Origin of the sequence: Comamonas sp. AG1104, assembly GCF_003350425.1 — a bacterium.
GTDB lineage: Bacteria > Pseudomonadota > Gammaproteobacteria > Burkholderiales > Burkholderiaceae_C > Comamonas > Comamonas testosteroni.
The window spans coordinates 947,843-973,957 of sequence record NZ_QQAS01000001.1 but is presented as its reverse complement, the minus strand read 5'-3'; the positions used below and the strand labels follow the sequence as shown (position 1 = coordinate 973,957).

21 protein-coding genes are annotated in these 26,115 nt (G+C 61.1%); 8 read left to right on the top strand and 13 right to left on the bottom strand.

Going from position 1 to position 26,115, the window contains the following annotated elements; all coding sequences use genetic code 11:
- Positions 1-18 precede the first annotated feature (18 nt).
- From DFO48_RS04250 to DFO48_RS04240, 3 genes are all read right to left on the bottom strand, one after another.
- Positions 19-2,493, bottom strand: coding sequence for a bifunctional diguanylate cyclase/phosphodiesterase (locus tag DFO48_RS04250; protein ID WP_114862620.1), 2,475 nt, complete (start codon positions 2,491-2,493; stop codon positions 19-21).
- Positions 2,494-2,787: 294 nt separating this feature from the next.
- A complete protein-coding gene (locus tag DFO48_RS04245; RefSeq protein WP_003075018.1) occupies positions 2,788-3,348 on the bottom strand; it encodes an NUDIX hydrolase in 561 nt (186 codons plus the stop codon).
- A gap of 138 nt (positions 3,349-3,486) precedes the next feature.
- Entirely contained in the window at positions 3,487-4,182 is a 696-nt protein-coding gene (locus DFO48_RS04240) for a fumarylacetoacetate hydrolase family protein (protein ID WP_003075020.1), read from the bottom strand.
- Positions 4,183-4,344: 162 nt separating this feature from the next.
- Here DFO48_RS04240 and maiA point away from each other — a divergent pair, with 162 nt between their 5' ends.
- Together maiA and DFO48_RS04230 are read left to right on the top strand one after the other, a co-directional pair.
- Positions 4,345-5,010 carry a maleylacetoacetate isomerase gene (gene maiA / locus DFO48_RS04235; RefSeq protein WP_114862708.1) on the top strand — a complete coding sequence of 222 codons (666 nt, stop codon included), beginning with the start codon at positions 4,345-4,347 and terminating at the stop codon, positions 5,008-5,010.
- A 10-nt stretch (positions 5,011-5,020) separates the two neighbouring features.
- Positions 5,021-5,938: a polyphenol oxidase family protein gene (locus DFO48_RS04230; protein WP_114862709.1), complete on the top strand. Its 918-nt coding sequence runs from the start codon at positions 5,021-5,023 to the stop codon at positions 5,936-5,938.
- On the opposite strand, the gene DFO48_RS04225 is transcribed toward DFO48_RS04230, so the two are convergent.
- On the bottom strand, positions 5,855-6,169 hold the full coding sequence (locus DFO48_RS04225; RefSeq protein WP_114862619.1) for a hypothetical protein: 315 nt from the start codon (positions 6,167-6,169) through the stop codon (positions 5,855-5,857). The genes DFO48_RS04230 and DFO48_RS04225 overlap by 84 nt on opposite strands.
- Before the next feature lie 204 nt (positions 6,170-6,373).
- Here DFO48_RS04225 and DFO48_RS04220 point away from each other — a divergent pair, with 204 nt between their 5' ends.
- From DFO48_RS04220 to phbB, 3 genes are all read left to right on the top strand, one after another.
- A complete protein-coding gene (locus DFO48_RS04220) occupies positions 6,374-8,266 on the top strand; it encodes an alpha/beta hydrolase (RefSeq protein ID WP_114862618.1) in 1,893 nt (630 codons plus the stop codon).
- A 145-nt stretch (positions 8,267-8,411) separates the two neighbouring features.
- Positions 8,412-9,593: an acetyl-CoA C-acetyltransferase gene (locus DFO48_RS04215; RefSeq protein ID WP_114862617.1), complete on the top strand. Its 1,182-nt coding sequence runs from the start codon at positions 8,412-8,414 to the stop codon at positions 9,591-9,593.
- A gap of 260 nt (positions 9,594-9,853) precedes the next feature.
- A complete protein-coding gene (phbB, locus tag DFO48_RS04210; RefSeq protein WP_003075030.1) occupies positions 9,854-10,591 on the top strand; it encodes an acetoacetyl-CoA reductase in 738 nt (245 codons plus the stop codon).
- Between the two features lie 738 nt (positions 10,592-11,329).
- Here phbB and DFO48_RS04200 read toward each other — a convergent pair.
- From DFO48_RS04200 to DFO48_RS04180, 5 genes are all read right to left on the bottom strand, one after another.
- The gene (locus tag DFO48_RS04200) at positions 11,330-13,378 is read right to left on the bottom strand and encodes an ABC-F family ATP-binding cassette domain-containing protein (protein WP_114862615.1); all 2,049 of its coding nucleotides are present in this window, start codon (positions 13,376-13,378) and stop codon (positions 11,330-11,332) included.
- A 99-nt stretch (positions 13,379-13,477) separates the two neighbouring features.
- Entirely contained in the window at positions 13,478-14,491 is a 1,014-nt protein-coding gene (locus DFO48_RS04195; RefSeq protein ID WP_114862614.1) for a tripartite tricarboxylate transporter substrate binding protein, read from the bottom strand.
- Positions 14,492-14,529: 38 nt separating this feature from the next.
- The gene (locus tag DFO48_RS04190) at positions 14,530-15,750 is read right to left on the bottom strand and encodes an acyl-CoA dehydrogenase family protein (RefSeq protein WP_114862613.1); all 1,221 of its coding nucleotides are present in this window, start codon (positions 15,748-15,750) and stop codon (positions 14,530-14,532) included.
- 1 nt (position 15,751) lies between these two features.
- Positions 15,752-17,365, bottom strand: coding sequence for a class I adenylate-forming enzyme family protein (locus DFO48_RS04185; protein ID WP_199406947.1), 1,614 nt, complete (start codon positions 17,363-17,365; stop codon positions 15,752-15,754).
- Between the two features lie 202 nt (positions 17,366-17,567).
- A complete protein-coding gene (locus tag DFO48_RS04180; protein WP_114862611.1) occupies positions 17,568-18,548 on the bottom strand; it encodes a LysR family transcriptional regulator in 981 nt (326 codons plus the stop codon).
- A 181-nt stretch (positions 18,549-18,729) separates the two neighbouring features.
- Between DFO48_RS04180 and DFO48_RS04175 the strand changes: the two genes are divergently transcribed.
- Genes DFO48_RS04175 through DFO48_RS04165 form a run of 3 tightly spaced genes read left to right on the top strand, consistent with a single transcriptional unit; the run spans position 18,730 to position 21,569 of the window.
- Positions 18,730-19,590 (top strand): ferritin-like domain-containing protein, encoded by an 861-nt coding sequence (locus DFO48_RS04175; RefSeq protein WP_114862610.1) that lies wholly within the window; start codon positions 18,730-18,732, stop codon positions 19,588-19,590.
- Positions 19,591-19,646: 56 nt separating this feature from the next.
- A complete protein-coding gene (locus DFO48_RS04170) occupies positions 19,647-20,645 on the top strand; it encodes a MerR family transcriptional regulator (RefSeq protein WP_114862609.1) in 999 nt (332 codons plus the stop codon).
- Between the two features lie 60 nt (positions 20,646-20,705).
- Complete coding sequence (locus DFO48_RS04165) at positions 20,706-21,569, top strand: SAM-dependent methyltransferase (protein ID WP_114862608.1); 864 nt, start codon at positions 20,706-20,708, stop codon at positions 21,567-21,569.
- A 78-nt stretch (positions 21,570-21,647) separates the two neighbouring features.
- On the opposite strand, the gene prmB is transcribed toward DFO48_RS04165, so the two are convergent.
- From prmB to dapD, 4 genes are all read right to left on the bottom strand, one after another.
- On the bottom strand, positions 21,648-22,595 hold the full coding sequence (prmB, locus tag DFO48_RS04160) for a 50S ribosomal protein L3 N(5)-glutamine methyltransferase (protein WP_114862607.1): 948 nt from the start codon (positions 22,593-22,595) through the stop codon (positions 21,648-21,650).
- Positions 22,592-23,791, bottom strand: coding sequence for a succinyl-diaminopimelate desuccinylase (gene dapE / locus DFO48_RS04155; protein WP_003075056.1), 1,200 nt, complete (start codon positions 23,789-23,791; stop codon positions 22,592-22,594). The genes prmB and dapE overlap by 4 nt, the downstream gene beginning before the upstream one ends.
- A gap of 49 nt (positions 23,792-23,840) precedes the next feature.
- The gene (locus DFO48_RS04150) at positions 23,841-25,010 is read right to left on the bottom strand and encodes a PilT/PilU family type 4a pilus ATPase (protein ID WP_114862606.1); all 1,170 of its coding nucleotides are present in this window, start codon (positions 25,008-25,010) and stop codon (positions 23,841-23,843) included.
- 197 nt (positions 25,011-25,207) lie between these two features.
- Positions 25,208-26,041 carry a 2,3,4,5-tetrahydropyridine-2,6-dicarboxylate N-succinyltransferase gene (gene dapD, locus DFO48_RS04145; protein ID WP_003075060.1) on the bottom strand — a complete coding sequence of 278 codons (834 nt, stop codon included), beginning with the start codon at positions 26,039-26,041 and terminating at the stop codon, positions 25,208-25,210.
- Positions 26,042-26,115 lie beyond the last annotated feature (74 nt).

The window sequence follows — 26,115 nt, the reverse complement described above, 5'->3', positions numbered from 1 at the left end:
TGTGGATATGCGAGCTTGTCAGCTCATGGCCAGCGCGGCGCACCACTGCGGCAACTGGTTTTCCTGCGTGGGGGCAAAGTATTCGGTCGTCATGGGCTTGGGGCGGGCGATGGCGTAGCCCTGCACATAGTCCACGCCCATGGTCATGAGTTCCTCAGCGATCTCGCGGCTCTCGACGAACTCGGCGATGGTCTTTTTGCCCAGGGTCTGGCCGATGCGATTGATCATCTCCACCATGGCGTGGTCTCCCTTGTCCTTGAGCATGTCGCGCACAAAGCCGCCGTCGATCTTGAGGTAGTCGACGGGCAACTGCTTCAGATAGGTCAGCGACGACATGCCGACTCCGAAGTCGTCCAGGGCAAAACGGCAACCCAGGGCGCGCAGTGACTGAATCAGCCGTGTGGCATTGCTGAGGTTGCCAATGGCGCTGGTTTCGGTGATTTCGAAACATAGTTTTTGCGGCGCAATTCCATGCTGCTGCAACTGCTCCTTCACAAATTCCAGCAGGCCGTCGTCGTCCAGGCTGGGGCCGGAGAGATTGATGGCGCAGGTTTCCACCAGCTTGGCGTGTCCGGGCTGTTGCGCCAGTGTCTGCAGGGCCCGGGAGATCACCCAGCGGTCAAGCGATGGCATCAGGCCGTAGCGCTCGGCGGCGGGGATGAAATGTCCGGGGGCCAGGATCTGGCCGTTTTCATCGCGCAGGCGCAGCAGGACTTCGAAGTGCATGCCGCTGTGGCGGCTGTTCTTGCGGGCCTGCAGCGGTGCAATGCTCTGAGCATAGAGGCAAAAGCGGTCTTCGTCCAGTGCGGTACGAATGCGTGTGGCCCATTCCATCTCGCTGACATAGCGGCTGTAGATTCCGTCCTCGGCCTTGTAGAAAAAGACCTTGTTGCGCCCGCGCTCCTTGGCCTGGTAGCAGGCCATATCGACCATGCGCAACAGATCGGAGGCATTGACCGCATCGCCGGGAACATGCACGGCACCGATCGAAAAACCGGTGCGCAATATCTTCTCTCCCCAGGTGGTTTGCAGTTGCTGGGCTGCCAGGCGCAGCTTCTCGGCAATGCTCGCGACGTTGGAAGGAGGGCAGTTCTCCAGCAGCACGGCAAACTCGTCACCGCCCATGCGTGCCAGACAATCGGTTTCGCGCAGATTGGCCTGCAACATCCGAGAGACTTCACACAGCACTTCATCACCGGCTGCATGGCCACTGGTTTCGTTGATGAGCTTGAACTGGTCCAGATCGATGTAGAGCAGGGCATAGGGCTTGACCTGGTGCAGACCCTGGGTCAGCATCTTTTGCAGCCGCCGCTCGAATTCACCGCGATTTTCCAGCCCCGTCAGCGTGTCATGGCGTGCATTCCAGGAGATCTGGTCCATGTACTGCTGCTCGCGCGATACATCGCGCAGCACGAAGACGGCGCCCGATGTCTGACCCTCACGCTGCATGGCGGAGCCCAGTACCTTGACCGGCACGATGCTGTGGTCGGTGCGGCGCACCCAGTGCGTTTGTTCATCACGCACGACAGTGCTTTCCTTGGTTTCGCTGACCAGCTGGGCGAGCAGGCCTTCGCTGGTGATGGAGGCGTCCATGGTGTAGAACTGCAGCACCTGCTTGATGGGCTTGTCCAGATAGCTTTGCTTTTGCAGACCCAGCAGGCCTATGGCAGCGGGGTTGACATAGTTGACCATGCCCTTGGCATTGGTGGTGATGACCGCATCGCTGAGCGCTGCCAGCGTGGTCTCCGCGCGCTCTTTTTCACTGTTCAGGCCATCTTGAACCTGCTCTCGCAGCTGGATCAGGCGCCAGGTATTCCATACCCACAGGCCCACCAGGCCAATGGCCAGGGCGCCGTTGAGGGCGAGCAGCAGCCAGACGATGTTGCGTGAGCTTTTTCCCAGGGAGTCGCTGAATGCCTTGGTTAATGCCGTCACGCCCTGGTTGATCAGGTCGATCTCGCGCTTCCAGGTGGCAATGTTTTCGCGGCTGATGTTGCCGACTTCGTATCCATGGCGGATTTCCTGGGCCAATGTATCGAGCTGGTTCAGGTATTCGTCACCCATCTTCCAGTACGCGACGGGCTCCTGCACCCAGCTGAAATAGCGGAATGTGCGCAGCAACCAGATAAGGGCGCTGACATCGTCGGGGTGGTTCTGGCCTTGCTCTATGCCTTTGCGCGCCAGGTCCAGGCGCAGGGGCTTGTCGTAGAGGGCAATACGTGCCTCGGCATCGCCACGCGGCACCTGCAAGGCCCGCTGGTAGTGGGCGAAGTCCACTGGATTGCCTTCGTCGGCATAGCGGGACAGCGAGTAGATCGCATCCTTCTGGGCCTTGGACCAGAGGCTTTCTCCGTTGACGAAAGCGCGCACGGCCGAGAGCAGGTACAGGCTGCAGCTGGCACTGAGCATCAGAATCAGAGCCAGCAGTGCAAAAGCCCAGACGCGCTGCAGCAATTGTTGAGACTTCAGTGCGGGGCTCAAAGATGCCTTCATGACGCCTCATCCAGTAAATAGACTTTAGACGCATGAGTGAGGGCATTCACAAGACGTACGGGTACGAAACAGCCAGCAGACGCCGTCCTGCTGGCGATCAGAAGTCCGTCGCGATGCCCGCTCTCATGCTCGACCTTTCACAGCATTGCGTAGGAGGTATGTCAGATCACACGCAATTTGTATTTATTGGTAATTTTTGGCCTGTAGAGGTGAGCCTGGCGTCGGACAACTTCCTCTGTCCCCCCAAGACAGAGCGGTGATTCATGTGAGAAAGTGGGTAACCAGTCTGGCAGCTCAGAGCAGGTCTATGCAGTGCACCTGCGGCTGCTCCAGCACGCCGGCCCTGCGGTCGGCAAAGAAGCGCTCCAGGGTGAGCTTGACGGTGCGAAACGCGATTTCTTCCCAGGGGATGTCTGCCTCGGCAAACAACTGGGCCTCCATGGTTTCGGGGCCAGGGTAGAACTGCGTGCTTCTGAGGCGGGCCAGATAGAAGAGATGGACCTGTCCCACCTGGGGCACGTTGATGAGACTGAACAGCCTGCCCAGCTCGATGTCGGCTCCGGCTTCCTCGTCGGTTTCGCGTTGGGCCCCGCGGCTGGTGGTTTCGGCCAGCTCCATGAAGCCTGCGGGCAGCGTCCATTTGCCGCGGCGCGGCTCGATATTGCGTTTGCAAAGCAGCACGCGTCCGTCGTCCGTTACAGGCAGGGTGCCGACCACATTGAGCGGGTTCTCGTAGTGGATGGTGTGGCAGGCCGGGCAAACGGCACGTTCGCGAGTATCCCCATCGTCAGGAACGCGGTAGGTGACTGCGGTGCCGCAATTGCGGCAGAACTTGATGGGGCTGCGAAAAATCATTCCGCAACTATAAGCAAATCAGGCCGCTAGCGCAGGTACAACATGTGCAAACAGCTATGAAAAAGGGAGTCACACCTTGATTGCGGTGTGACTCCCCGAGTACCCGGTCGGCGCTGACTGCCTGTGCGCCAAGGATTTTCAGGCGATCTGTATCTTGATGGATTCAAGTCCGCTGACTGCGCCCTCCAGCACATCGCCCTTGACCACGGCGGCCACGCCCTCGGGGGTGCCGGTCATGATCAGATCGCCGGGCTGCAGCTCCCAGGCGCTGGAGAGATGCTCAATGGTTTCGGCGATATTCCAGATCAGCTTGTGGATGTGGCTGCGCTGGCGATAGTCGCCATTGACCTGCAGCGAAATCTCGGCGTTGACGATGTCTGCCGCCTGATCGGCCGGAGTGATGGGGCCTATGGGGGCCGATTGTTCGAAAGCCTTGCCGATACACCAGGGGCGGCCTTGCTTCTTCATGTCGTTTTGCAGGTCGCGACGTGTCATGTCCAGACCCACGGCATAGCCGTAGATGTACTGCAGTGCATCGGCTGCCTTGATGTTCTTGCCGGCCTTGCCGATGGCGACGACCAGCTCGATCTCATGGTGCAGATTCTGGGTCAGCGTGGGGTAGGCCACGGTGGTGGTGCTGCCGGCTTCCACTGCCACGGTCGCGTCCGCAGGCTTCATGAAGAAGAACGGCGGCTCGCGGCCGGTAAAGCCCATTTCCTTGGCGTGATCCTCATAGTTGCGGCCCACGCAGTAGATGCGGTGAATGGGAAAGCGCTCGCCGCGGCCCACAACAGGCAGGCTGGCAACGGCAGGGGGATTGAACACGTAACTCATGAAGTCCTCGGCAGGAACAGGCGCTGAAATCAGCAATGGTTGATGTGGCAAGCAGTGTGCCACGATGCGGCAGCGCCGACGGCACGGCGCGCGACGGCTTTTACGTATTCCGGCCCTAGGGAAAATGCCAGTCTGCGCGGCTCGCGCTATGCTGGCGGCATCATGAAGCTGCATACCTATTTCCGCTCTTCCGCCTCTTACCGTGTGCGCATTGCGCTGCAACTCAAGGGGCTGTCCTATGACTCCGTGCCCGTGCATCTGGTGCGCGGCGAACAAAAGGCTGCGGCCTATGCCTCCCATGTGGGCGACACGCTGGTGCCTGCACTGGTGACGGACGAGGGGCACTGGCTCACACAGTCCATGGCCATCATCGAATATCTCGATGAGACCCATGCTCAAACACCATTGCTGCCCGCAGATGCACTGGGCCGTGCCCATGTGCGCGCATTGGCACAGATGGTGGCTTGCGAGATCCATCCGCTCAACAACCTGCGCGTGCTCAAGTACCTGGTGCACCAAATGGGCGTCAGCGACGAAGCCAAGAATGGCTGGTATGCGCACTGGGTGCGCTCGGGCCTCGAAGCCTTCGAGCGTCAGCTGGCGCTGCTGGATGCCGAACGCAAGGCCTCAGGCCTGCTGCCTTCGACGTTTTGCTGGGGCGACACGCCCACGCTGGCCGAGTGCTGCCTGGTGCCGCAGATCTACAACGCCCAGCGCTTCAACGTGAATCTCGATGCGCTGCCGCGACTGATGGGCGTGGCAGAGCGCTGCAACGCCTTGCCGGCTTTCCAGCAGGCCCATCCCTCGGCCTGTCCGGATGCAGAGTGAAGAGGGCGCCATGAGCGAGACCTATCGGCCGGGTCCACAGGACCTCTGGCCCGACTCCTGGCTGGTCCCGGACTGGCCGGCTCTGCCCGGCGTGCATGCCATCTGCACCTCGCGCGAGGGGGGCGTCAGTCAGGCACCCTGGGGCAGCATGAACCTGGGCGACCACGTGAGCGACAACCCCGCTCACGTGCGCCGCAACCGTGAACTGTTCAACGCGGCTCTGCAGGCCCGCACCCCTGGTGCCTGCACGGCCTTCTTGCAGCAGGTGCATGGCGTGGACGTGCTGACGCTGGATGCAGGCAATGTGCTCGAGTCCAATGGTGCAGCCTTCGATGCCTGTGTGACTGGCGACGCCGGCGTGGTCTGCACCATCATGGTGGCGGACTGTCTGCCCGTGTTGCTGGCTCATGATTCGGGGCTGGTCGTGGGCGCGGCCCATGCGGGCTGGCGCGGTCTGGCCGGCATGCCGCCTGGCAGGCAGCAGTCCGAGGGTCCGTTGCCCGGCGGTGTGCTGGAGATGCTTTTCGAGTCCTTTTCACGGAAAGTGCAGGCGCAGCAATCGCTTTCAGAGGGCGACATGAAGCCGTCCAGCATTGCCGCTCACACTCAGGCCTGGCTGGGCCCGTGCATAGGTTCCAAGTCCTTCGAAGTAGGGGCCGAGGTGCGGGATATCTTCGTGGCGCATGACGCCGAGGCGGCACGACACTTTGTGCCTGTGGAGGGCAACTGCACCAAATATCTGGCCGATCTGGCGCAGCTGGCACGTCAGCGGCTTGCTGCATTGGGCATTGCTGCAATCTTTGGCAACGATGGCAGCCTGCCCTGGTGCACGGTCAGCAATGCATCACGATTCTTCTCGCACCGGCGCGACGCCGTCCGTCTGGGCGGCAGCGGGCGGCTGGCAGCCAGCATCTGGCGTGACGCCTGAGCCGGGGCTGGGGCGCGCGTGTCCTGCAGCTAGTGCTTCCTGTTCCTGCCGGGCTTTGAGGCGGCGCTTTCTGGCCGGCGTGCCCAGTATGTAGAGCACGATGGAAAGCGGCAGCAGACCATAGAGCACAAAGGTGAAAAATGCACCCAGCAGGGTGCCGCCGGGGCTGGCAGCCTCGGCGATCGTCATCATCACGACAACGTACATCCAGGCGATGGCAATGAGGTACATGGTGTTTCTGTAATGAGCCAGAAAGCATGCTGGCTCCGGGTTGTTTTGTGTCAAAACAGCTTCATAACGGCTAAATGAAGCTACTTCTTGTCGGAACTGCCTGGCACATAGGTGACAATGCCGCCGTGTGAGCCGTATTGCAGATTCCGCAAGCGTCCCCAGACCCTGAGATCGCCGGTCGCTTGCCTTGACTAGGATGTAAGCATGAATTTTGACCCGAGCTGGGGCCAGGCTGGCCAATCCATTCAACAATTCTGGCAGGAGCAGTGGAGCAAGAGCCTCCAGACGCTTCAGCAGATGCAGTCCGGTGCTCCCATGGGGCTCAGCGCCATGCCGGGTCTGGGTGCAGCCCCCAACCCATGGTCCGGAGTCATGGATGCCATGCAATCGGCCATGTCCCAGATGGCAACGGGTCCGGCTCAAGCGGTTCAGTTCGATGCGGCCAAACTGCAGGGGTTGCAACAGGAATACCTGCAGTCAGTGCAATCGCTCGCGGATGGCAAGCAGATTCAGGCCCTGCTGTCCAGGGACAAGCGCTTTGCCAAGCCCGAGTGGAGCGCCAATCCCGTTGCATCGATGGCCGCGGCCAACTACCTGCTGGGCAGTCGCATGCTGACCGGCATGGCCGAAGCGGTTCAGGGCGATGAGAAAACACGCAACCGGGTGCGTTTTGCGGTGGAGCAATGGGTGGCAGCCATGGCGCCCAGCAATTTTCTGGCACTGAACGCCGATGCGCTCAACAAGGTTGTTGAAACCAAGGGCGAGAGCCTGGCTCAGGGCATTGCCAATCTGCTGGCCGACATGCGCCAGGGTCATGTCTCCATGACCGACGAAAGCCTGTTCACCGTGGGCAAGAACGTGGCGACCACCGAAGGCGCTGTGGTTTTCGAGAACGAACTGTTCCAGCTCATCGAATACAAGCCGCTGACTGCCAAGGTATTCGAAAAGCCTTTTCTGATGGTGCCGCCCTGCATCAACAAGTTCTACATTCTGGACTTGCAGCCGGACAACTCCGTCATTCGCTATGCCGTCAGCCAGGGCCATCGAACCTTTGTGGTCAGCTGGCGCAATCCCGACGAAAGCCAGGCTCACAAGAGCTGGGATGACTACATCGAAGATGGCGTACTCAAGGCAGTGAGCACGGTTCAGGATATCTGCGAGGCGCTGCAGATCAATGTTCTGGGTTTCTGCGTGGGCGGCACCATGCTCTCCACCGCCATGGCAGTGCTGGCTGCACGCCATACCCGCGAGCATGGACAGCCGCAAGCGGCCAAGCCCCGCAGCCGCGCTGCGGCTGCAAAGACAAGCAGCAAAACTGCTGCGGCCAAGGCGCAGGCCCAAGTTTTTCCCGTCGCCAGCATGACGCTGCTGACTACATTGATCGACTTTCGCGACACAGGCATTCTGGACATCTTCATCGATGAAAACATGGTGCGCCTGCGCGAGATGCAAATGGGCAAGGGCGGGCTGATGAAGGGCCAGGACATGGCATCCACCTTCAGCTTTCTGCGTCCGAACGATCTGGTCTGGAACTATGTGGTGGGCAACTACCTCAAGGGCGAGACGCCGCCGCCGTTCGATCTGCTTTACTGGAACAGCGACTCCACCAATCTGCCCGGCCCGTTCTACGCCTGGTATCTGCGCAATCTCTACCTCGAGAACAATCTGATCAAGCCCGGCGTGCTGACCGTGTGCGGCGAGAAGATCGACATGAGCCAGCTCAAGATGCCGGTCTATATCTACGGCTCGCGCGAGGACCACATCGTTCCTGTCGCGGCGGCCTATGCCTCGTCGCAGGTACTGGGCGGCGAGCGTCGTTTCGTGATGGGTGCCTCCGGCCATATCGCCGGCGTCATCAACCCGCCGGCAAAGAACAAGCGTAGCCATTGGCTGCGTGAGGATGGCGAATTTCCGGGCGCGTTCAACGACTGGCTGGCCGAGGCCACGGAGTATCCGGGCAGCTGGTGGACGGACTGGAGTGCCTGGCTGGGCAGCCATGCAGGCAAGCAGCTTGTGGCTCCCAAGAGCTATGGCCGTGCACGTGCCTATGAAGCCATCGAAGATGCTCCGGGTCGCTACGTTCTGTCAAAAGCCTGAGCGAGGCCTGAGGCACAATCAGTTCCATATTGCGGTGCAGCAAACAAGGCCTGCACCGTGATAGGAAGCGGCGGGTGGCACGATGAACAGGATGCAACCCGCACGCATGCATCACTTGTAAGAAACCTAGAAAGGTTCGTCAGCAATGGAAGACATCGTTATCGTTTCGGCCGTGCGTACGGCGGTCGGCAAGTTCGGCGGCTCTTTGGCCAAGATCCCTGCAACCCAGTTGGGTGCGACCGTGATTTCCGAGGCTCTGGCCCGTGCCAAGGTGGCCAAGGATCAGGTCGGTGAAGTCATCATGGGCCAGGTGCTGACGGCGGCGGCCGGGCAAAATCCTGCGCGTCAGGCCATGATGGCGGCCGGCATTGCCAAGGAGACACCTGCGCTGACGATCAATGCCGTCTGCGGCTCCGGCCTGAAGGCCGTGATGCTGGCGGCTCAGGCCGTGGCAACCGGAGACAGCGAAATCGTGGTCGCCGGCGGCCAGGAAAACATGAGCCTGTCGCCCCATGCCGTGCCCAATTCACGCGACGGTCAGCGCATGGGTGACTGGAAGATGGTGGACACCATGATCGTGGACGGTCTGTGGGATGTCTACAACCAGTACCACATGGGCATCACTGCCGAGAACGTGGCCAAGGAAAAGAACGTCAGCCGCGCGCAGCAGGATGCGCTGGCGCTGGCCAGCCAGCAAAAGGCTGCGGCCGCGCAGGATGCGGGCAAGTTCAAGGACGAAATCGTTCCTGTGAGCATTCCTCAGCGCAAGGGCGACCCCATCGTGTTCGACAGTGACGAATACGTCAACCGCAAGACCAATGCCGATGTGCTCGCCACCCTCAAGCCCGCTTTCGACAAGGCGGGTTCGGTGACAGCCGGCAATGCCTCGGGTCTGAACGACGGCGCTGCCGCCGTGGTGGTGATGACGGCTGCCAAGGCCAAGGCTCTGGGCCTCAAGCCTCTGGCCAAGATCGTCTCTTACGCCACCAGCGGCCTGGCTCCAGAGGTCATGGGCCTGGGCCCGGTCTACGCCACGCGCAAGGCGCTGGATCGTGCCGGCTGGAAGGCAGCCGATGTGGACCTGTTCGAGCTCAACGAAGCCTTTGCCGCACAGGCCTGCGCGGTGAACCAGGATCTGGGCATTGACACCGCCAAGGTCAACGTCAACGGCGGCGCCATTGCCATCGGTCACCCCATCGGTGCATCGGGCTGCCGCATTCTGGTGACGCTGCTGCATGAAATGCAGCGCAGCGGTGCCAAGAAGGGCCTGGCCGGCCTGTGCATCGGCGGTGGCATGGGTGTTGCTATGGCTGTGGAAGCCTGCTGAGGCTTCAGGATTGCAGACTGCTCCGGTGCTCCTGAAGGCCGCAGCAGTCTGGGAAGCCCGCTGATGCCAGCCTCTCATCGACCCTAGGGAAGATCACGAGGCAAACCACGGCGAAAGCGGGCTCATTCGGACCTGCTCGATTGCATACTGGCATGGCCAGCGTGCAGGGTGTGTGGCGTTCAAAACGATACGCAATTCCTAAGAATTCTTATCGTTGATAGTGTGATCGTGAAATAACCATTGATTGACAGGAGAGATGAATGGGTCAGAAAGTAGCGTACGTCACGGGGGGCATGGGCGGTATCGGTACCGCAATCTGCCAGCGTTTGCATAAGGATGGCTTCAAGGTGATCGCGGGCTGCGGCCCATCGCGCGACTACCGCAAGTGGCTGGACGAGCAGGCGCAATTGGGTTACACGTTTTATGCCTCGGTCGGCAATGTGGGGGATTGGGAGTCCACCGTCGAAGCCTTCAACCAGACCAAGGCAGAGCACGGCAACATCGATGTGCTGGTCAACAACGCGGGTATCACCCGCGACCGCATGTTCGTCAAGATGACGCCCGACGACTGGAAGTCGGTTATCGAAACCAACCTCAACTCCATGTTCAACGTCACCAAGCAGGTGGTGGCAGACATGGTGGAAAAGGGCTGGGGCCGAATCATCAACATCAGCTCGGTCAACGGCGCCAAGGGCCAGGCCGGCCAGACCAACTACTCGGCTGCCAAGGCTGGTATGCATGGCTTCACCATGGCACTGGCTCAGGAACTGGCCGCCAAGGGCGTGACCGTGAATACAGTCAGCCCTGGTTACATCGGCACCGATATGGTCAAGGCCATCCGTCCCGATGTGCTCGAGAAGATTGTGTCGGGCGTGCCCGTCAAGCGTCTGGGTGAGCCTGCGGAGATCGCCTCCATCATCTCCTGGCTGGCTTCGGAAGAGGGCAGCTATTCCACCGGCGCAGACTTTGCGGTCAACGGCGGCCTGCATATGCACTAAGCCTTTTCAGGCATTCGGAAAAAAGGAGCTTCGGCTCCTTTTTTCATGTCGATGCTGCTTTTCTCTGCAAACCTGTGGGCAAAGAGCGGGATGATGCCCAAATGACAAAACCCGCAGAGATCATTCATGCGGGTCTTGAGTTTCTGTGCCACTTCGCAAAGCGGCTGGTCGAGCGCGGGGCAGTAAGGCTTGTAGGTTCTTTGGCCTATCAGTGCCGACTGCCCGGGCACCTGGCTGCAACACACTGCGCTTTGGTCTGCACAGTGTTGCGCGGCGAGCGCTTAGCGCTTGCGATCGCGTTCGTCTTCGGGCCAGATGGACATGATGTTCGTGGTTTGCATGGGAATCTCTCCTGTATGTCTGTTTAACGTCTGACGGATTCAGCTCGTTGACAGCTTTTTGGAAATTTTTTACCTGTTCTTTTATCCAGTGATAATCAGGCAGCAAATGCGGGGACACGCTTGCGATCGCGTTCGTCCCAGGGCCAAGCCATCAGAGACATAGCTGCTGCGGCCTGTGCGGGCTGGGCTTTGGCGGTGTCGGTAACAGTGGTCATTGCAGTTCACTCCTTTGTTGCGTGTTCAACGCCTGGCCTGAACTGCAGGTTGACAAGAAGCTGAATCAACAGCGCAAGAAAATGCAACTCACGTTTACTGATGTTGTCAGCAGCTGCGGCAATTGTTCAAAATGAATAGCGCCCTGCCAATGCTGGGCAATGGCAGGGCTTGCTTTACGGCCTCAGCAGGTTTCGGTGGACACGGCTTCGATCTGCTCCGAAAGCTCCAGCCAGCGTTCTTCCAGTTGATCGATTTCAGCATTGACGGCACTCAACTGCTTGCCGGCTTCCACGATATCGCCACCGGACAGACCGGGCGTGGCCAGCTTTTCTTCCAGCGCGCTACGCTGGGCATTGAGCTTGGGCAGCGTCTTGTCGATCTGCTCTAGCGCCTTCTTGAAAGGCTTGGTCTTTTCGGCCAGTTGCTGACGAGCTGCAGCGGCGAGGCGACGGGCCTCCTTGGGGTCGGCCACGCTGTCGCTGAATGCTTCCGCTTTAGGAGCATCCGGCGCTTTTTGCGCAGAGGCTTCAGGCAGACTTGGCTTGATTTCTTCCAGAGTTTGCACCTTTGGCGTGCTCGCGGCCTGCTGTTCGGCATTGCGTGCTTCTTCACGCAGGCGCTTGGACTCTTCCAGCAGATAGCGCTGGTAATCGTCCAGGTCGCCATCGAAGGGGCCGACAACGCCGCGGCCCACCATCCAGAAGTCTTCACATACGGCGCGCAGCAGGTGGCGGTCATGGGAGACCAGCATGACGGTGCCATCGAAGTCGTTGAGTGCCATGGCCAGCGCTTCGCGGGTGGCCAGGTCCAGGTGGTTGGTAGGTTCGTCCAGCAGCAGCAGATTGGGGCGTTGCCAGACGATCATGGCCAGCACCAGGCGGGCTTTTTCGCCGCCGCTCATGCTGCCCACAGATTGTTTGACCATGTCGCCGCTGAAGTTGAAAGTGCCCAGCCAGTTGCGCAAGTCCTGTTCGCGGCTGGCGGCAGGCGCGGCAGCGCCGAGTTCCTTGGCCAGCCGGATCATATGCTCCAGCGGGTTTTCGCCGGGGCGCAGCACGTCCAGTTCCTGCTGGGCAAAGTAGCCGATATTGAGGCCCTTGCCTTCGGTGACGGTACCGGCCAGTGCCTTCATTTCGCGGGCGATGGTCTTGACCAGGGTCGACTTACCCTGGCCGTTGGCCCCCAGAATGCCGATGCGCTGGCCTGCCAGCACGGAGCGGTTGACGCCCCGCAAGATGGTGGTCTGCTTGCCGTCTTCGTCTTCATAGCCGAAGCTGGCATCGGTAATCGCCAGCATCGGGTTGGGCAGATTGGCGGGTTCCTTGAATTCGAAGGTGAACTCGGCTTCGGCCAGCACCGGTCCGATCTTTTCCATGCGCTCGAGCTGCTTGACCCGGCTTTGTGCCTGTTTGGCCTTGCTGGCCTTGGCCTTGAAGCGGTCAATGAACTTCTGCAGGTGGGCCATTTTCTCCTGCTGTTTGGCAAAGCTGGCCGCTTGCAGCTCCAACTGCTGGGCGCGCAGCTCTTCAAAGCGCGAGTAATTGCCGCCGTAGCGGTTGATCTGCCCGCCCTGGATCTGCAGTGTGACGTTGGTGATGGCGTCCAGAAATTCGCGGTCATGGCTGATGACAATCATCGTGCCGCTGTAGCGCTTGAGCCAGGCCTCCAGCCAGACCAGGGCATCCAGGTCCAAGTGGTTGGTGGGTTCGTCCAGCAGCAGCAGATCGCTGGGAGCCATCAGGGCGCGGGCCAGCTGCAGACGCATGCGCCAGCCACCCGAGAAGCTGTTGACGGGGTGATCGAGCTCGGAGACCTTGAAGCCAAGGCCCAGAATCAGGGCTTGTGCGCGCGATTCCGCATCATGTGCGCCGGCATCGGCCAGATCCACATAGGCCTGAGCGATCTCCATGCCATCGCCGGAGGCTTCGGCGGCTGCCAACTGGGCGTTCAGCTCGGCCAGGCGCGTGTCGCCATCCAGTACGAACTGGGTGGCAGATTCGTCGGTTTCCGGCATGTGCTGGGCTACCTGTGCCATGCGCCACTGAGGAGGGATGAAAAAATCACCGCCGTCTTCGCTGATGCTGCCGTTGAGCAGGGCGAACAGGCTGGACTTGCCAGCGCCGTTGCGGCCGACAAGGCCGACGGACTCTCCCGGATTGATGGTGGTGCTGACTTGGTCGAGCAGGACTTTGGTGCCGCGGCGCAGCGTGATGTTCTTGAGACTGATCATGACTGGGGCCGATTATCCGCGAATGCCCGCAGACCCAGGAGCTTGCGGGATTGAGCAGGCGGCAGCGGCGCACCGGTCATTGCGGCTCTGCCGGAGTCCTCACACCGCTTGGAGGCCTATGCGCCTCATCATGGTTTCGGTGAACTTCAGCTCGTACTCGAACGCCTGGGTGTAGGCAGCGGAGTCCAGAATCTGCACCTTGCCGCCATCCATCTCCAGCATCTGGCGCACCTTGGGCTGGCTCAGCACCGCATCCATGGCATTGCGCAGTCTTGTGGTGACGGCTTCCGGAGTGTTTCTGGGCACGGACAGGCCCCCCCAGGAACTCAGATGCACGTTCTTCACGCCGGCCTCCTCCAGCGTCGGGACCTGGGGCAGCTTGTCATTGCGTTGCTCGCCGGCGACTGCCAGCGGGATCAGCCTGCCGGCCTGCACATGGGGGTAGGCGACGGAAAAGATAGGAGCTGCAAACACCACCTGCTGGCCCAGCACTGCGTTGACCAGATCGGACGCCCCCTTGTATGGCACGTGCGTGGCCTGGATCTGCAGCGCCGAGAGCAGCAACTCCACCCCCAGGTGCGACGGTGTGCCCACACCGCCGGAGGCGTAGTCGATATCGCGGGATTTGCTGGCGGCGATCAGGTCGGCCAGACTGCGCAGCCCGGAGCCGGGATGAACCACGAGCAGAATGTCCGAGCGGGACATGCCCATCACATGCCGGAAATCCTTGAACACCTCAAAGCCCGGGTTTTTGTACATGCGCATGGCGGCTGCCATGGGCGAGCCTGAATACAGCAGGGTGTAGCCATCAGCGGCAGCGCGGGCGACCTGGCGCGCACCGATGTTGCCGCCTGCGCCGGGCCGGTTTTCGATCACCACAGGCTGGCCCAGCTGCTGGCTCAACGCATCGGAGACGATGCGCGCGGCATTGTCCGGACCGGTACCCGCCATATAGGGCACCACCCATTTGATGGGGCGGCTGGGCCAGCTCTGGGCCTGGGCGGGCAGTCCTACAGCACTCAGGCCTGCGGCGCCCAGACTGGCGCCAGCCATGCGAAGCCACTGGCGACGCTCGCTGTTGCTGACAGAGGGGTTCAAGGATTGCTTGCTCATTTTGTCTCCTGGTTTTATAGCTGCCTGGTTATGTCCCGTCAGGGCATGAGCAGTTCCTTGGCAATGGTGTTGCGCTGGATCTCGCTGGTGCCGGTGAGCACACGGTACATGCGCAGCATGCGGAACAGAAACTCGACGCGGCGGCCCTGGACAATGCCTTCGCCGCCATGGATCTGCACGGCGCGATCGGCGATGGCAAAGGCTTTTTCCGAGCAAAACAGCTTGCTCATCGATGCCTGGGCGCGTGCATCCATGCCTGCATCCAGCGCGCGGGCGGTCTGGACCATCAGCGCACGGGCGGCCGTCCAGTCGGTGGCCATATCGGCCAGCATGTGCTGTATGGACTGGAACTGGGCAATGCTGCGGCCAAACTGCTGACGGCTCAGCGCATAGTCGCGCGCATCGCGCAGCGCGCACTGCGCCAGACCCAGCATGGCGGGGCAGTGCAGCAGTCGGTTGACGGTAATGCGCCCCAGCGCCAGGCCCAGGCCGCGCCCTTGTTCGCCAATCAGCTGCGCTGCGGGCACGCGCACGGCGTTCAGATGAATATCGCCGGTGTGCGACTGCCCGGCCATGGTCTTGTAGCCGCTGACCACTTCCACGCCGGGTGCGGCCAGGTCCACAAAGAAGGCGCTTATTTCCCGCTCGGCGCTGCCCTCGGGGGCGGTGGATGCCATGAGCACGGCAAAGTCGGCAAACGGCGATCCCGAGATAAAGCGCTTGTGGCCGGTCAGCACATAGTGCTCGCCTTCTCGCACGGCCCTGGTTTGCACAGCGCCTGCATCGGATCCCGCTTGGGATTCTGTCAGCGCAAAGCAGATGGATTTTTCGGCGCGCGCCACGGGCACGATGAATTGCTCCATCTGAAAAGGAGTGGCCTTGCGCACCAGAGAGCCGATACGCGGCGGGCCGCTGAGCTCGCCCAGCAGATGCGGGGCGAACGGCGAGCCGCTGGCATAGATGGCTTCCTTGATCAGCACCTGGTCCAGCACCGAGAGCTCTTCCCCGCCCATGGCGCGGGGCAGCGTCATGCCGTAGAAGCCCAATTCGCGCGAACGCTTCCAGACCTGTCGCAGCAACTCCTTGCTGGCGCTGTTGTCATGGCTGATGCCGTGCTTTTGGGCCAGCTCTGCCAGCTCACCCTGCAGGAAATCCTGCAGGGCTGCAATCAGCTCGGCCGCGCGCGGCGAGCCCTCAAACGGCATGGCAAGCAAGGCAGAGCTCGGGGATGCGGCTTGCATGGGGTCTTTGGCATTCATCTCAGTTCACCTTTCGGCTGTGATTGGCCCAGTAGGGCGCTTGCACGGTCTTGCGCATGACCTTGCCATTAGGGTTCTTGGGCAACTGCTGCACAAACTCGATATGGCGCGGGCGCTTGAAACCGCCCAGGCGATCGGCGCAGAAGCGGTCGATGGCCTCGTTGATGCCCGCGTCACCGGGTGTCTGCCCCTGCTTGAGCACGATGTGGGCAGCCACGGCTTCGCCCCATTTGTCGTCGGGTATGGCAAACACACAGGCGTCTTGCACCGCCGCATGCTCATGGAGCACGGCCTCCACTTCGGACGGATAGACGTTGAAGCCGCCTGAAATCACCATGTCTTTCTTGCGGTCCACGATGTAGACAAAGCCTTGCTCGTCCACACGCGCCAGGTCTCCGGTGTGATAGCGGCCGTGCTTGAGCACCTCGGCCGTCAGCTCGGGGGCCCGCCAGTAACCGGCAAACACGTCGGCGCCGCTGACCACGATCTCGCCCACCTCACCCAGAGGTAGGGGCCGGCCTTCGTCATCCACCACTTCCACGCAGGACTCGAGAAAAGGCCGCCCGCAGGAGGACAGCAGCTCGGGCCTGGCGGCGCGGGCATAAAGATGGTCCTGCACGGTGAGCGCGCAGACGCCCGAAGTGGTTTCGCCCGCGCCGTAGCCCTGGCTGAGCACGGGGCCGAACACATCCATGGCCTGCAGAATGCGGGCCGGTGCCATGGGAGCGGCGCCATAGCCCAGGCGCAACAGATCTGGCAGTGGGCGGTAGCGGCCAGCGGTTTCTGCGAGCAGCATATTGATCATGGTCGGCACCATGAAGGTGTGGGTCACGCGCAGGCGGCGCATGTCCTGCAGAAAGCGTGCAGGCTCGAAGCCGCTGAACAGATGGATGGTGGCGCCTGTGCACAGGGCTGGCATCAGCTGCATGCCCGAGGCATGAGTGACAGGACCAACCAGACCCAGCGTATGGCCAGGCTGCATCCCTTCGCCGCGCATCAGGAACTTGCGCAACTGGGCCAGGCGGTTGCCGAAAGTCTGCATGGCGGCCTTGAGCGTGCCCGAAGAGCCAGAGGTGTAATGCAGCACGGCCACTTCGTGCTCATGCACGGATACTGCTGAGAATTGGTCTGAAGCCTTTCCCAGTAATCGCTCGTAGCTATTGTTTTCATTGTCGCCGAGCAGCATCAACCGAACCTGCGGGTTGCGTAGCTGTGCGCGAAAGCTCTCGGCACGTTCCGCCGTGGTGACGATGAGGGCTGCATCGCTGTTGTCGGCTATCTCGATCACCTCACGGGGCGACAGGCGGGCGTTGAACGGCGCCTTGACCAGACCGGCCTTGTAGCAGGCCAGCTCGATTTCGACGATTTCGGTGCAATTGGGCAGATAGATGCCCACGCGGTCGCCACGCTGCAGACCCTGAGCCAGCAAGGCATTGGCAAGGCGGTTGCTGCGCTGCTCCAGCGCAGCATAGCTGAGACTTTTGCTGGCGCTGGTTACCGCAAGGTGGTCGGCGTACAGATGGCAGCAGCGCGCAACGAGTGCACCGACATTGGATATGGGGGTGCCCGGCGTAGGGGCGCCGGGCATATTAGCCGCTGGCAAAGCAGTGGTCATGGGCAAGTCCTTGTTGAAGCAGTGCTGCACCGATGTGCGGCATCTGCTTGGACTGTCCCAAAACGAAGGAGATCAAGGAAATACCGTTTGCTTATTCGTGTCCATCAATATTTTTGATGACATGAAAAATCAACGACTTGTGCCTCCATATGCCTGGTTGCAGGGTGCTGCGCTGAGGGTTTGTCCCGTGCTTGGCTGTGCCTTATGCAGCAGCGTAGTCCCAGCGGGCTGGCCAGCGGCCCTCGCCGATCATGGTCTGGACCTGCAGCAGAAGGGCGTCCTGAACCACCTGTACCGCGGCATCATGGGTGCGGCCGGGCTGGCGCGCCAGGTAGTAGCGTCGTTGCAGATCGGGGTTGCAGACTCTGGCCACGATCCAGGCGCTGCCGGCGTTCTGGGGCTGCGGGTTCTCGGCCACCGAGCAGGCGGGGCTGAAGGTAAAGCCCCCGCCGCATTGATAGAGCGAGCGAATGACACGGGCCGAGTCATGTTCGTGCACGATGTTCAGACCGAGCTGCAGATCGCTGGCGGCTTGCTCCACTGTCTGGCGTATGGAAAAGCGCCGTGACTGCAGCACCAGTGGCTGTGCTGCGGCATGGGTAAAGTCCAGGCAGGGAGTGTTTTCCGCCGTGCTGTGTCTATAGAGCAGGGGCGCGACTTTGCCCTGTTCGTCATGGCCGCAGAAATAGATGGGCTCGGTGGCCATAGGCTGCACCTGCAGGCCTTGCAGAGTGGCTGTGTCGACCAGAACGCCCAGATCGGCGCGACGCTCCAGCATGGCTTTTTGCACCATCAGGCTGGAGTCATCGAGCACAAACACCCTTATGCGCGGGTGACTCTGGCGCAAGCCGGCAATCACCGGCCCCATGAGCAGGCCGGTCAGCAGGAACGGCATGGCAATGCTGACCGAGCCTTCGGGCCCCATGGGCAGGCGCTGCAGGCGTTCGCACATGGCGTCGGCATCGGAGAGCAGGCGGCGGGCATCCTCATACAGCCGGGTACCTGCGGGCGTGGCCGTGACTCCCGCATGGGTACGCTCCAGCAGTTGGACGCCGAGCTCTGACTCCAGCTTCTTGATCTGCGCCGTCAGTGCCGGCTGGGCCACATAGAGCGAATGGGCGGCCCGCGAGATCGAGCCGGCCTCCAGCACGGTGATGAAGTAGCGAAGCGCACGCAGATCCATAATTGCAACTCGAAAAATCAGCTTGAAAGCCGGTATGAAAGCCTGTAGAAGGCTATTTGAAGAATTGTTAGCCTCCTGTAATGTCGGTGTAATCTGACATGGCGTAAGGGCCAAATGTCGACAAGATGGCATATCTCTAAGTCTGAAGCCCGACAGATTCAGTATGTCGGTCCTACAACTGATGCAGCAAAACGTGTCCCTCTCTTCACATTCAACCACCCCGAGCAGAAACGGCTCAGCCCACTGGCGCATTGAAGACATTGACTTCTCTGCCATTGATCGCAGCGCCATAGGGCACAACCAGGACCTGTTCTTCTTGCTGATGAGCGCCTCGTTCATCGAGACCGGTTCGGATACCTACGCGGCCAACCTGGCCGAGCATTACGCGGCCTGGCCCGAGATCGCGATCTGGCTCAAAGATCAATGGGAGTGCGAAGAACTGCAGCACGGACGCGCGTTGCGGGCCTATGTCGAAGCCGTGTGGCCGGAGTTTCCCTGGCAAAAAGCCTACGACAGTTTTTTCGCCGAATATTCGCAGTTATGCACCATGGAGGAGCTTTACCCGGACCCGCGCCTGGAAATGGTGGCGCGCTGCGTGGTGGAGACCGGCACCACGGCCTACTACCACACCTTGCGCGAACTCAGCGACGAGCCGGTTCTTAGCGAGTTGCTGGGCAATATCCGCAACGACGAGGTCAACCACTTCAAGCATTTCCTCAAGTACTTCAAGGAGCTGCAGCAGCAGTCGCCTGTGGGCCGCACGCGCATTGCCAAGGCACTGTACGGCCGCCTCAAGGAGTTGCGTGAGAGCGATTCGGATATCGCCCTGCGTCATGTCTGGGCGCACAAGGGCCCTTATTTCGCCGGTAGCAGCACTCGTTTCGAAGACATGGCCCAGCGCATTTACGAGCTGGTCAGCCGTCGTCTGCCTGCCGATCTGGCCGTGCGCATGCTGCTCAAGCCCATGCTGTTGCCGGCACGCGTGGAGGGCATGGTGCGAACACCAATCTCGAAGCTGGCGACACGAATGATGTCGTACTGAGTCTTGCAGTTGCAAACAAGCCCGGCCAGCTTCAGTTGTCCGGGCATTCGATTTCCATGACAGGCACCTATCTCACGACCGGAGAAGTGGCGCAGCGTGCAGGCGTGAGCGTACGGACCTTGCATCACTACGACAGCATTGGTCTGCTGCGCCCAGACGCGCGAAGCGAAGCAGGCTATCGCCTCTATGGTGCGCAAGACATCGCACGCCTGCATGCCGTGCAATCGCTCAAATCTCTGGGTTTGAGTCTGGAGGTCATCGCTGCCGCGCTGGCGGGACAGGGCATTGAGCCTAAGGACTTGTTGCAACATCAGGTACAGGAGGCTCAGCGCATGTTGACCGAGGCCAGGGCGCTGAAGGACAAGCTGCAATTTCTGGAGGATGCGGTCTCTGGCCAGCAGGGCTCGTTCGATGATTTGCTGGCCGGCATTCGGCTGCTGGACACCTATCGGCTGTATCTGCCCGCTGCTGGCATACGACAGATGCTGGGACGCTGGCGCAGGGCCAGGCCACGCTGGCAGCCTGTGGCCGATGCCCTGCTAAGGTGCCGTGCCGAGGGGCTGGAGGTCGGTACCGCCCAGGTGCAACTGCTGGCACAGCGCTGGATGAATGTGGCGATGACGGTTTTTCGCGGACGCTTGGGCCTGATCCAGAACTGGGCCCGCATGCATGAACACGAGCCCCATACGGCTCGACATGCAGGGCTTGAGCCTGAACTGCTGACCTATCTGGAGCAGGCAATCGGCCTCAGGATGGCGGCCTTGCAGCGTCATCTGACGACTGCGGAACTGCAGGAGCTTGACGGCTCTACCGGGCCGGATTGGGAGGTATTCGCTGCCAGCGGCGAAAAGCTGCTGGCGCGGGGCGTTGCAGCCCAGACCGCCGTCGCACGCCAGCTGCGCGTGCGATATCGGGAGCTGTCACTGCGGACTGCCGGAAACAATCCCTTGCTGGCGGCCAAACTGGCCCAGGCCTATGCCACCGAGCCTGTGCTGGCACTCGGACATTTTGTATCGCCGAAGCTGAGGGACTATCTGAACACCATCGAGGCTTGACCCTCACGCTACGTCAGGCCTGAAGCTGTGCTCTTTGTTGAAAAAGCAAGGAGTTTTGCGATGACTGCGATTGTTTGCCCTAGCCCCTCGGCCCTGCGTGTTGCCATGGCACGCGCCGTTCATCAAATTTTGGAGGACGAGCCGGTTTTCGCTGACCGTTTTGCCGTAGCCACCCTCGGCAGCGCGGAGGCCGCAAAGCTGCTGCGTCAGCCTCTGGTGCATAACGATGTGGCTTCGCGGTCGCTGCGTGCCGGCGTCGTGGCCCGGGCCCGATGGGCCGAAGACCGTCTGCTGGAGGCCGTGGCTGCGGGATGCATTCAGTACGCCATCGTGGGTGCAGGCCTGGATACCTGGGCCTTGCGCATGGCGGCTCAGCTGCCTGCTGTCCGTATCTTTGAGCTGGACCAGCCGGCAATGCTGACCTGGAAGAACCGGCTGTATGAGAGCAATGGCTGGGGATTGCCCTCAAGCCTGTGTCAGCTTGGTATTGATCTGCGTGAAACAGGGACTGTGCAGGGTTTGAAGGCTGCCGGCATGGATCTCGATTCACCAGTCAGCCTGTCGATGCTGGGGCTGCTGGTGTATCTGAGCGATGAGGCCGTCGAGCGCGAAATATCTGCACTGAGCCGTCTGGCAACAGGGTCGACCATCATGCTGGACTACAGAGTGGATGAGCAGCAGCTCAATCCCATGGAACAGCTGATGATGCAGTTTACGGCGCAGATGATGGCCGCAGGTGGCGAACCCTGGCATGCATCCAGCACGCCGCAGCGCATGACAGGGCTGCTGGGCGCAGCGGGCTTCGAGGTGGAGGAGGATCTGGGACCATCGCTGCTCAATGCCCGCTTCTTTGCAGGCCGGCGCGATGGTCTGCAGATTGCGGGCGGTGGCTTTCGCTATCTGAGTGCAGTCAAGCGGGCTTGAGCGCTTGTTCAAAGACCTGCATAAAGAAAAAGGCACAGGGCCTTGAGCAGCCTGTGCCTTGCATGCGGGACAAAGAGCTTACAGTTGCAAGGCTGCGGTATTGCCCTCGGACCAGTGGCGCAGCGCCTCCTCGGTAATCAGCAGCACCTGCTCGTCGCCTGAGCTGGTGTCGAGCCAGAACACGGGCAGATCGGGGAAGGCTGCCTCGAAGTACGGCTTTTCATTGCCGATCTCCAGCACCACCACGGCGTCCTTGTTCAGGCGTGCAGGCAAGTCCTGAAGCAGCTGGCGGATGAAGTCCATGCCGTCGGCGCCGCCGGCCAGGGCCAGCTCGGGCTCGGCCTGGTACTCGGCAGGCAGCTTGCCCATGCTGTCGGAGTTCACGTAGGGCGGGTTGCACAGTACCAGATCCCAGGGGCCGGGCACCTGGCTCATGCCGTTGCTTTCCAGCAGTGTCACGCGATCCTGCAGCCCGTGCTTGTCCACATTGATACGGGCGACGGCCAGGGCATCGGTCGAGATATCGGCACCGGTCACCCGGACTTCGGGATACGCCATGGCGGCCAGGCAGGCCAGAGAGCCGTTGCCGGTGCATAGGTCGAGCACCTGCACGGTCTTGTCGGACAGCCAGCCGTCGATGCTGCCGTCGGCCAGCAACTCGGCGATGAAGCTGCGCGGCACGATGGAGCGCTCGTCGATGTAGAAGGGGACCCCTACCAGCCAGGCTTCGTTCGTCAGATAGGCGGCGGGCTTGCGGCTGCGGATACGCTCATCAAAAAGCGTAGCTGTTTGCGCTTGTATATCAAGGGAAACAGGCCGATTTGCGACAGATTCCGGAGCGCCTGGAGTGAGCTCGCTGTCCAGGGGGAGGCCCAGCTTCCAGAGCACCAGCCAGGCCGCTTCGTCTTCGGCCGTGGCCGTGCCATGACCAAAAGCAACGCCGGCAGCGGTGAGAGCCTGGGTGCCGCTGGCAATCAGTTCGGCAACAGTGTTGCCGGAGATCAGGGTTGTGTTGGTAGTTCTCATGCGGTCTGGGGCGCGGTCTGCTGGCGCTGGAGTTGCTCCAGCGTCTTGCGGTAAATGTTCTTCAGCGGCTCGATATCGGCCACGGCAATGTGTTCGTCGATCTTGTGGATGCTGGCATTGGGCGGGCCCATTTCGATGACCTGGGGGCAGATCTGGGCGATGAAGCGGCCATCGCTGGTGCCGCCGGTGGTGGATAGCTCGGTATCCAGTCCGGTTTCATCCTTGATGGCGGCCTGCACGGCCTGCACCAGCGTGCCGGGCGTGGTCAGAAATGGCTGGCCGCCCACGGTCCAGATCAGCGAGTATTCGACGCCGTGACGGTCCAGGATTTCATGCACGCGCTTTTGCAGGGAGTCGGAACTGGACTCGGTGCAGAAGCGGAAATTGAAGTCGATCACCACATGGCCTGGGATGACGTTGCTGGCGCCCGTGCCGCCATGGATATTGCTGATCTGCCAGCTGGTGGGGGGAAAGAAGGCATTGCCGTGGTCCCAGACCGTAGCGGCGAGCTCGGCAAGTGCTGGCAGGGCCTCGTGAATGGGGTTGCGTGCCAGTTGCGGATAGGCGATATGGCCTTGCACGCCGTTGACGGTGAGCTTGCCGCTCATGGTGCCGCGGCGGCCGTTCTTGATCATGTCGCCAGTCTGCTTGACCGAGGTGGGCTCGCCCACAATGCACCAGTCCAGGCGTTCGCCGCGTTGGCGTAGCTGCTCGACCACGACCTTGGTGCCGTCGACCGAGGGGCCTTCCTCGTCGCTGGTCAGCAGCAGTGCAATGTCGAAGGCGGGCTCGGGCGTGGCCTGCAGAAACTCTTCCAGCGCCACGACAAAGGCCGCGATGGAGGTCTTCATATCGCTAGCACCACGGCCGTAGAGCTTGCCGTCGCGGTGCATGGGCACGAAAGGCGGGCTGGTCCATTCCTTGAGCGGGCCGGGCGGCACCACATCGGTATGGCCGGCAAAGACCAGCACAGGCCTATCTGAACCGATGGCGTCTTGTGTAGATTGATTCTGCGTTGGAGAGCGTTTTGCCCACAGGTTTTTTACGCGAAAGTCTGCGGGGCCGCTATCGAGGCGTTCGCAGGTAAACCCCATGGGCGTCAGGGCATCGGCGAGCAGCTCAAGGCAGCCAGCATCTTCGGGGGTGACGGAGGGCAGGCTGATGAGCTGCTCGGTCAGTTGCAGTGTCCGGGACATGGAGGGGCTTCAAACTAAAACAATGCCTAGGCCGCCTAGGCTGGCGGCTTCAGGCGGTTCTGACATCCAGGGTGATTTCCGTAAAGGACGGCATATCGTCATCGCCGGGCAGAATCACATCGGTGACGGCCGGGGCGTTGGCCGCAGTGGCCGCGTGGCTGACGTCATTATCCATGCGCCACATCAGATTGGTGGGCGAGTCGGCATAGGCCAGCGCTTCACTGCGCTCAATTGTGCCACTGCGCACCAGGGCTGCCAGTGCGTCCTCGAAGGTCTGCGAGCCTTCGGCCATGGATTTTTCCATGGCCTCCTTGACGCCGCCGAAGTCACCCTTGACGATCATGTCGCTGATGAGCTTGGTGTTGAGCATGACTTCCACGGCCGGCACGCGCGTGCCGTTGACGGTACGGACCAGGCGCTGAGAGATCACGGCCTTGAGCGAGGCGGCCAGCTCGCCCAACATGCTGGGGCGAACCTCCTCGGGGAAGAAGGACAGGATGCGATTGAGCGTGTGATAGCTGTTGTTGGCGTGCAGAGTGGCCAGGCACAGGTGGCCGGACTGGGCATAGGCCAGCGCAGCCGACATGGTTTCGCGGTCGCGGATTTCGCCGATCAGAATCACATCGGGTGCCTGGCGCAGCGCATTCTTGAGTGCGGTCGCGAGGGTACTGGTGTCGGTGCCAACCTCACGCTGGTTGACTATGGATTTCTTGTTGCGAAACTGGTACTCGATGGGGTCTTCCACCGTGAGGATGTGGCCGGTGAGCCTTTCGTTGCGTTCTTCGATCATGGTTGCCAGTGTCGTGCTCTTGCCCGAGCCCGTTGCACCAACGACCAGCACCAGGCCGCGCTTTTCCATGACCAGTTCGCTGACGATAGCGGGCAGATTCAGTTCATTGCGCGACGGAATCTGATACGAGATGAAGCGCACGACTACCGCATAGGAGCCACGCTGGCGCATGGCGCTGATACGAAAACGTCCTACGCCGCTCATGGGAATGGCCATGTTCAGCTCGCCCGTCTGTTTGAGCTCTTCTATGGCTTCAGGCTTGACGACCTCGGAAAGCAAGGCCAGCGGAGCTTCGACCGGAAGCTCCTGATTGTTGATGGGGATGCAGATGCCGTTGATCTTGATCAGCGCAGGGGCACGGGCGGAGAGATAGACGTCCGAGGCCTTTTTTTCGGACATCAGACGCAGAATTTTTTCCATGGTGCTCATTTTTTCTTCATCCTTTTCGCTCAGCCTCTCTATGCGCGCATGTTAGCGTGTGTCAACTCGGTGCAGGTTGCGCTTGATGCGCAAAGCTGATCTCTGGCATGAAAAAAGCCTGCACGCTCGGGAGCGGGCAGGCTTGTGAGCAGGGGCGGCCATGGCAGTGCCTGAATCAAGGCAGCGCAAGCATGGCCAGGGCCCTATCAGTCACGCAGCAGGTCGTTGATGCTGGTCTTGGAGCGGGTCTGTGCATCCACGCGCTTGACGATGATAGCGGCATACATGGAGTAGTCCTTGCCATCCTTGGTCTGCTTGGGAATGTTGCCGCTGACCACCACCGAGCCGCTGGGCACGCGGCCGTAGGTGATTTCGCCGGTCTCGCGGTTGAACAGAGGAGTGGACTGGCCGATGTAGACGCCCATGCCCAGAACCGAGTTCTCTTCCACGATCACGCCTTCGACGACTTCAGAGCGAGCGCCGATGAAGCAGTTGTCTTCGATGATGGTGGGGTTGGCTTGCAGGGGCTCAAGCACGCCGCCCAGGCCCACGCCACCGGACAGGTGTACGTTCTTGCCCACTTGAGCGCACGAGCCTACGGTGGCCCAGGTGTCGACCATGGTGCCTTCGTCCACATAGGCGCCGATGTTCACATAGGAGGGCATCAGGATGGCGCCCCTGGCGATGAAGGAGCCGCGACGGGCCACGGCGGGAGGCACCACGCGCACGCCGGTGGCGGCGATTTCGGCCTCGCTCATGCCTTCGAACTTGGTGGGGACCTTGTCGAAGAAGTTCAGTGCACCGCCGTTGATCAGGGCATTGTCCTTGAGGCGGAAGGACAGCAGCACCGCTTTCTTGATCCACTGATGCACGGTCCACTGGCCCACACCTTCGCGGGTGGCCACGCGCAGCTTGCCGTCGTTGAGCTCGGCAATCACGTGCTCCACGGCATCCACCACTTCCTTGGGGGCGGCGGAAGGCGAGATATTGGCACGGTTGTCCCAAGCGTTGTCGATGATGGATTGCAGTTGTTGCGTCATGATGTTTTCGGTCAAGGATCGAAAGTTGAGGTGAATCGTTGAGTCATGAAAGGCCTGCACTTGACAGGCCTTGT

Bases quoted from the DNA above. Each gene is read 5' to 3' on its own strand.
- DFO48_RS04250 (WP_114862620.1), bottom strand. From the start codon at position 2,493: ATGAAGGCATCTTTGAGCCCCGCACTGAAGTCTCAACAATTGCTGCAG.
- DFO48_RS04150 (WP_114862606.1), bottom strand. From the start codon at position 25,010: ATGAGCACCATGGAAAAAATTCTGCGTCTGATGTCCGAAAAAAAGGCC.
- prmB (WP_114862607.1), bottom strand. From the start codon at position 22,595: ATGAGAACTACCAACACAACCCTGATCTCCGGCAACACTGTTGCCGAA.
- DFO48_RS04200 (WP_114862615.1), bottom strand. From the start codon at position 13,378: ATGATCAGTCTCAAGAACATCACGCTGCGCCGCGGCACCAAAGTCCTG.
- DFO48_RS04225 (WP_114862619.1), bottom strand. From the start codon at position 6,169: ATGTACCTCATTGCCATCGCCTGGATGTACGTTGTCGTGATGATGACG.
- dapD (WP_003075060.1), bottom strand. From the start codon at position 26,041: ATGACGCAACAACTGCAATCCATCATCGACAACGCTTGGGACAACCGT.
- DFO48_RS04195 (WP_114862614.1), bottom strand. From the start codon at position 14,491: ATGAGCAAGCAATCCTTGAACCCCTCTGTCAGCAACAGCGAGCGTCGC.
- DFO48_RS04170 (WP_114862609.1), top strand. From the start codon at position 19,647: ATGACAGGCACCTATCTCACGACCGGAGAAGTGGCGCAGCGTGCAGGC.
- phbB (WP_003075030.1), top strand. From the start codon at position 9,854: ATGGGTCAGAAAGTAGCGTACGTCACGGGGGGCATGGGCGGTATCGGT.
- DFO48_RS04180 (WP_114862611.1), bottom strand. From the start codon at position 18,548: ATGGATCTGCGTGCGCTTCGCTACTTCATCACCGTGCTGGAGGCCGGC.
- DFO48_RS04215 (WP_114862617.1), top strand. From the start codon at position 8,412: ATGGAAGACATCGTTATCGTTTCGGCCGTGCGTACGGCGGTCGGCAAG.
- DFO48_RS04190 (WP_114862613.1), bottom strand. From the start codon at position 15,750: ATGAATGCCAAAGACCCCATGCAAGCCGCATCCCCGAGCTCTGCCTTG.
- DFO48_RS04230 (WP_114862709.1), top strand. From the start codon at position 5,021: ATGAGCGAGACCTATCGGCCGGGTCCACAGGACCTCTGGCCCGACTCC.
- DFO48_RS04185 (WP_199406947.1), bottom strand. From the start codon at position 17,365: ATGACCACTGCTTTGCCAGCGGCTAATATGCCCGGCGCCCCTACGCCG.
- maiA (WP_114862708.1), top strand. From the start codon at position 4,345: ATGAAGCTGCATACCTATTTCCGCTCTTCCGCCTCTTACCGTGTGCGC.
- DFO48_RS04165 (WP_114862608.1), top strand. From the start codon at position 20,706: ATGACTGCGATTGTTTGCCCTAGCCCCTCGGCCCTGCGTGTTGCCATG.
- DFO48_RS04175 (WP_114862610.1), top strand. From the start codon at position 18,730: ATGCAGCAAAACGTGTCCCTCTCTTCACATTCAACCACCCCGAGCAGA.
- DFO48_RS04245 (WP_003075018.1), bottom strand. From the start codon at position 3,348: ATGATTTTTCGCAGCCCCATCAAGTTCTGCCGCAATTGCGGCACCGCA.
- DFO48_RS04220 (WP_114862618.1), top strand. From the start codon at position 6,374: ATGAATTTTGACCCGAGCTGGGGCCAGGCTGGCCAATCCATTCAACAA.
- DFO48_RS04240 (WP_003075020.1), bottom strand. From the start codon at position 4,182: ATGAGTTACGTGTTCAATCCCCCTGCCGTTGCCAGCCTGCCTGTTGTG.
- dapE (WP_003075056.1), bottom strand. From the start codon at position 23,791: ATGTCCCGGACACTGCAACTGACCGAGCAGCTCATCAGCCTGCCCTCC.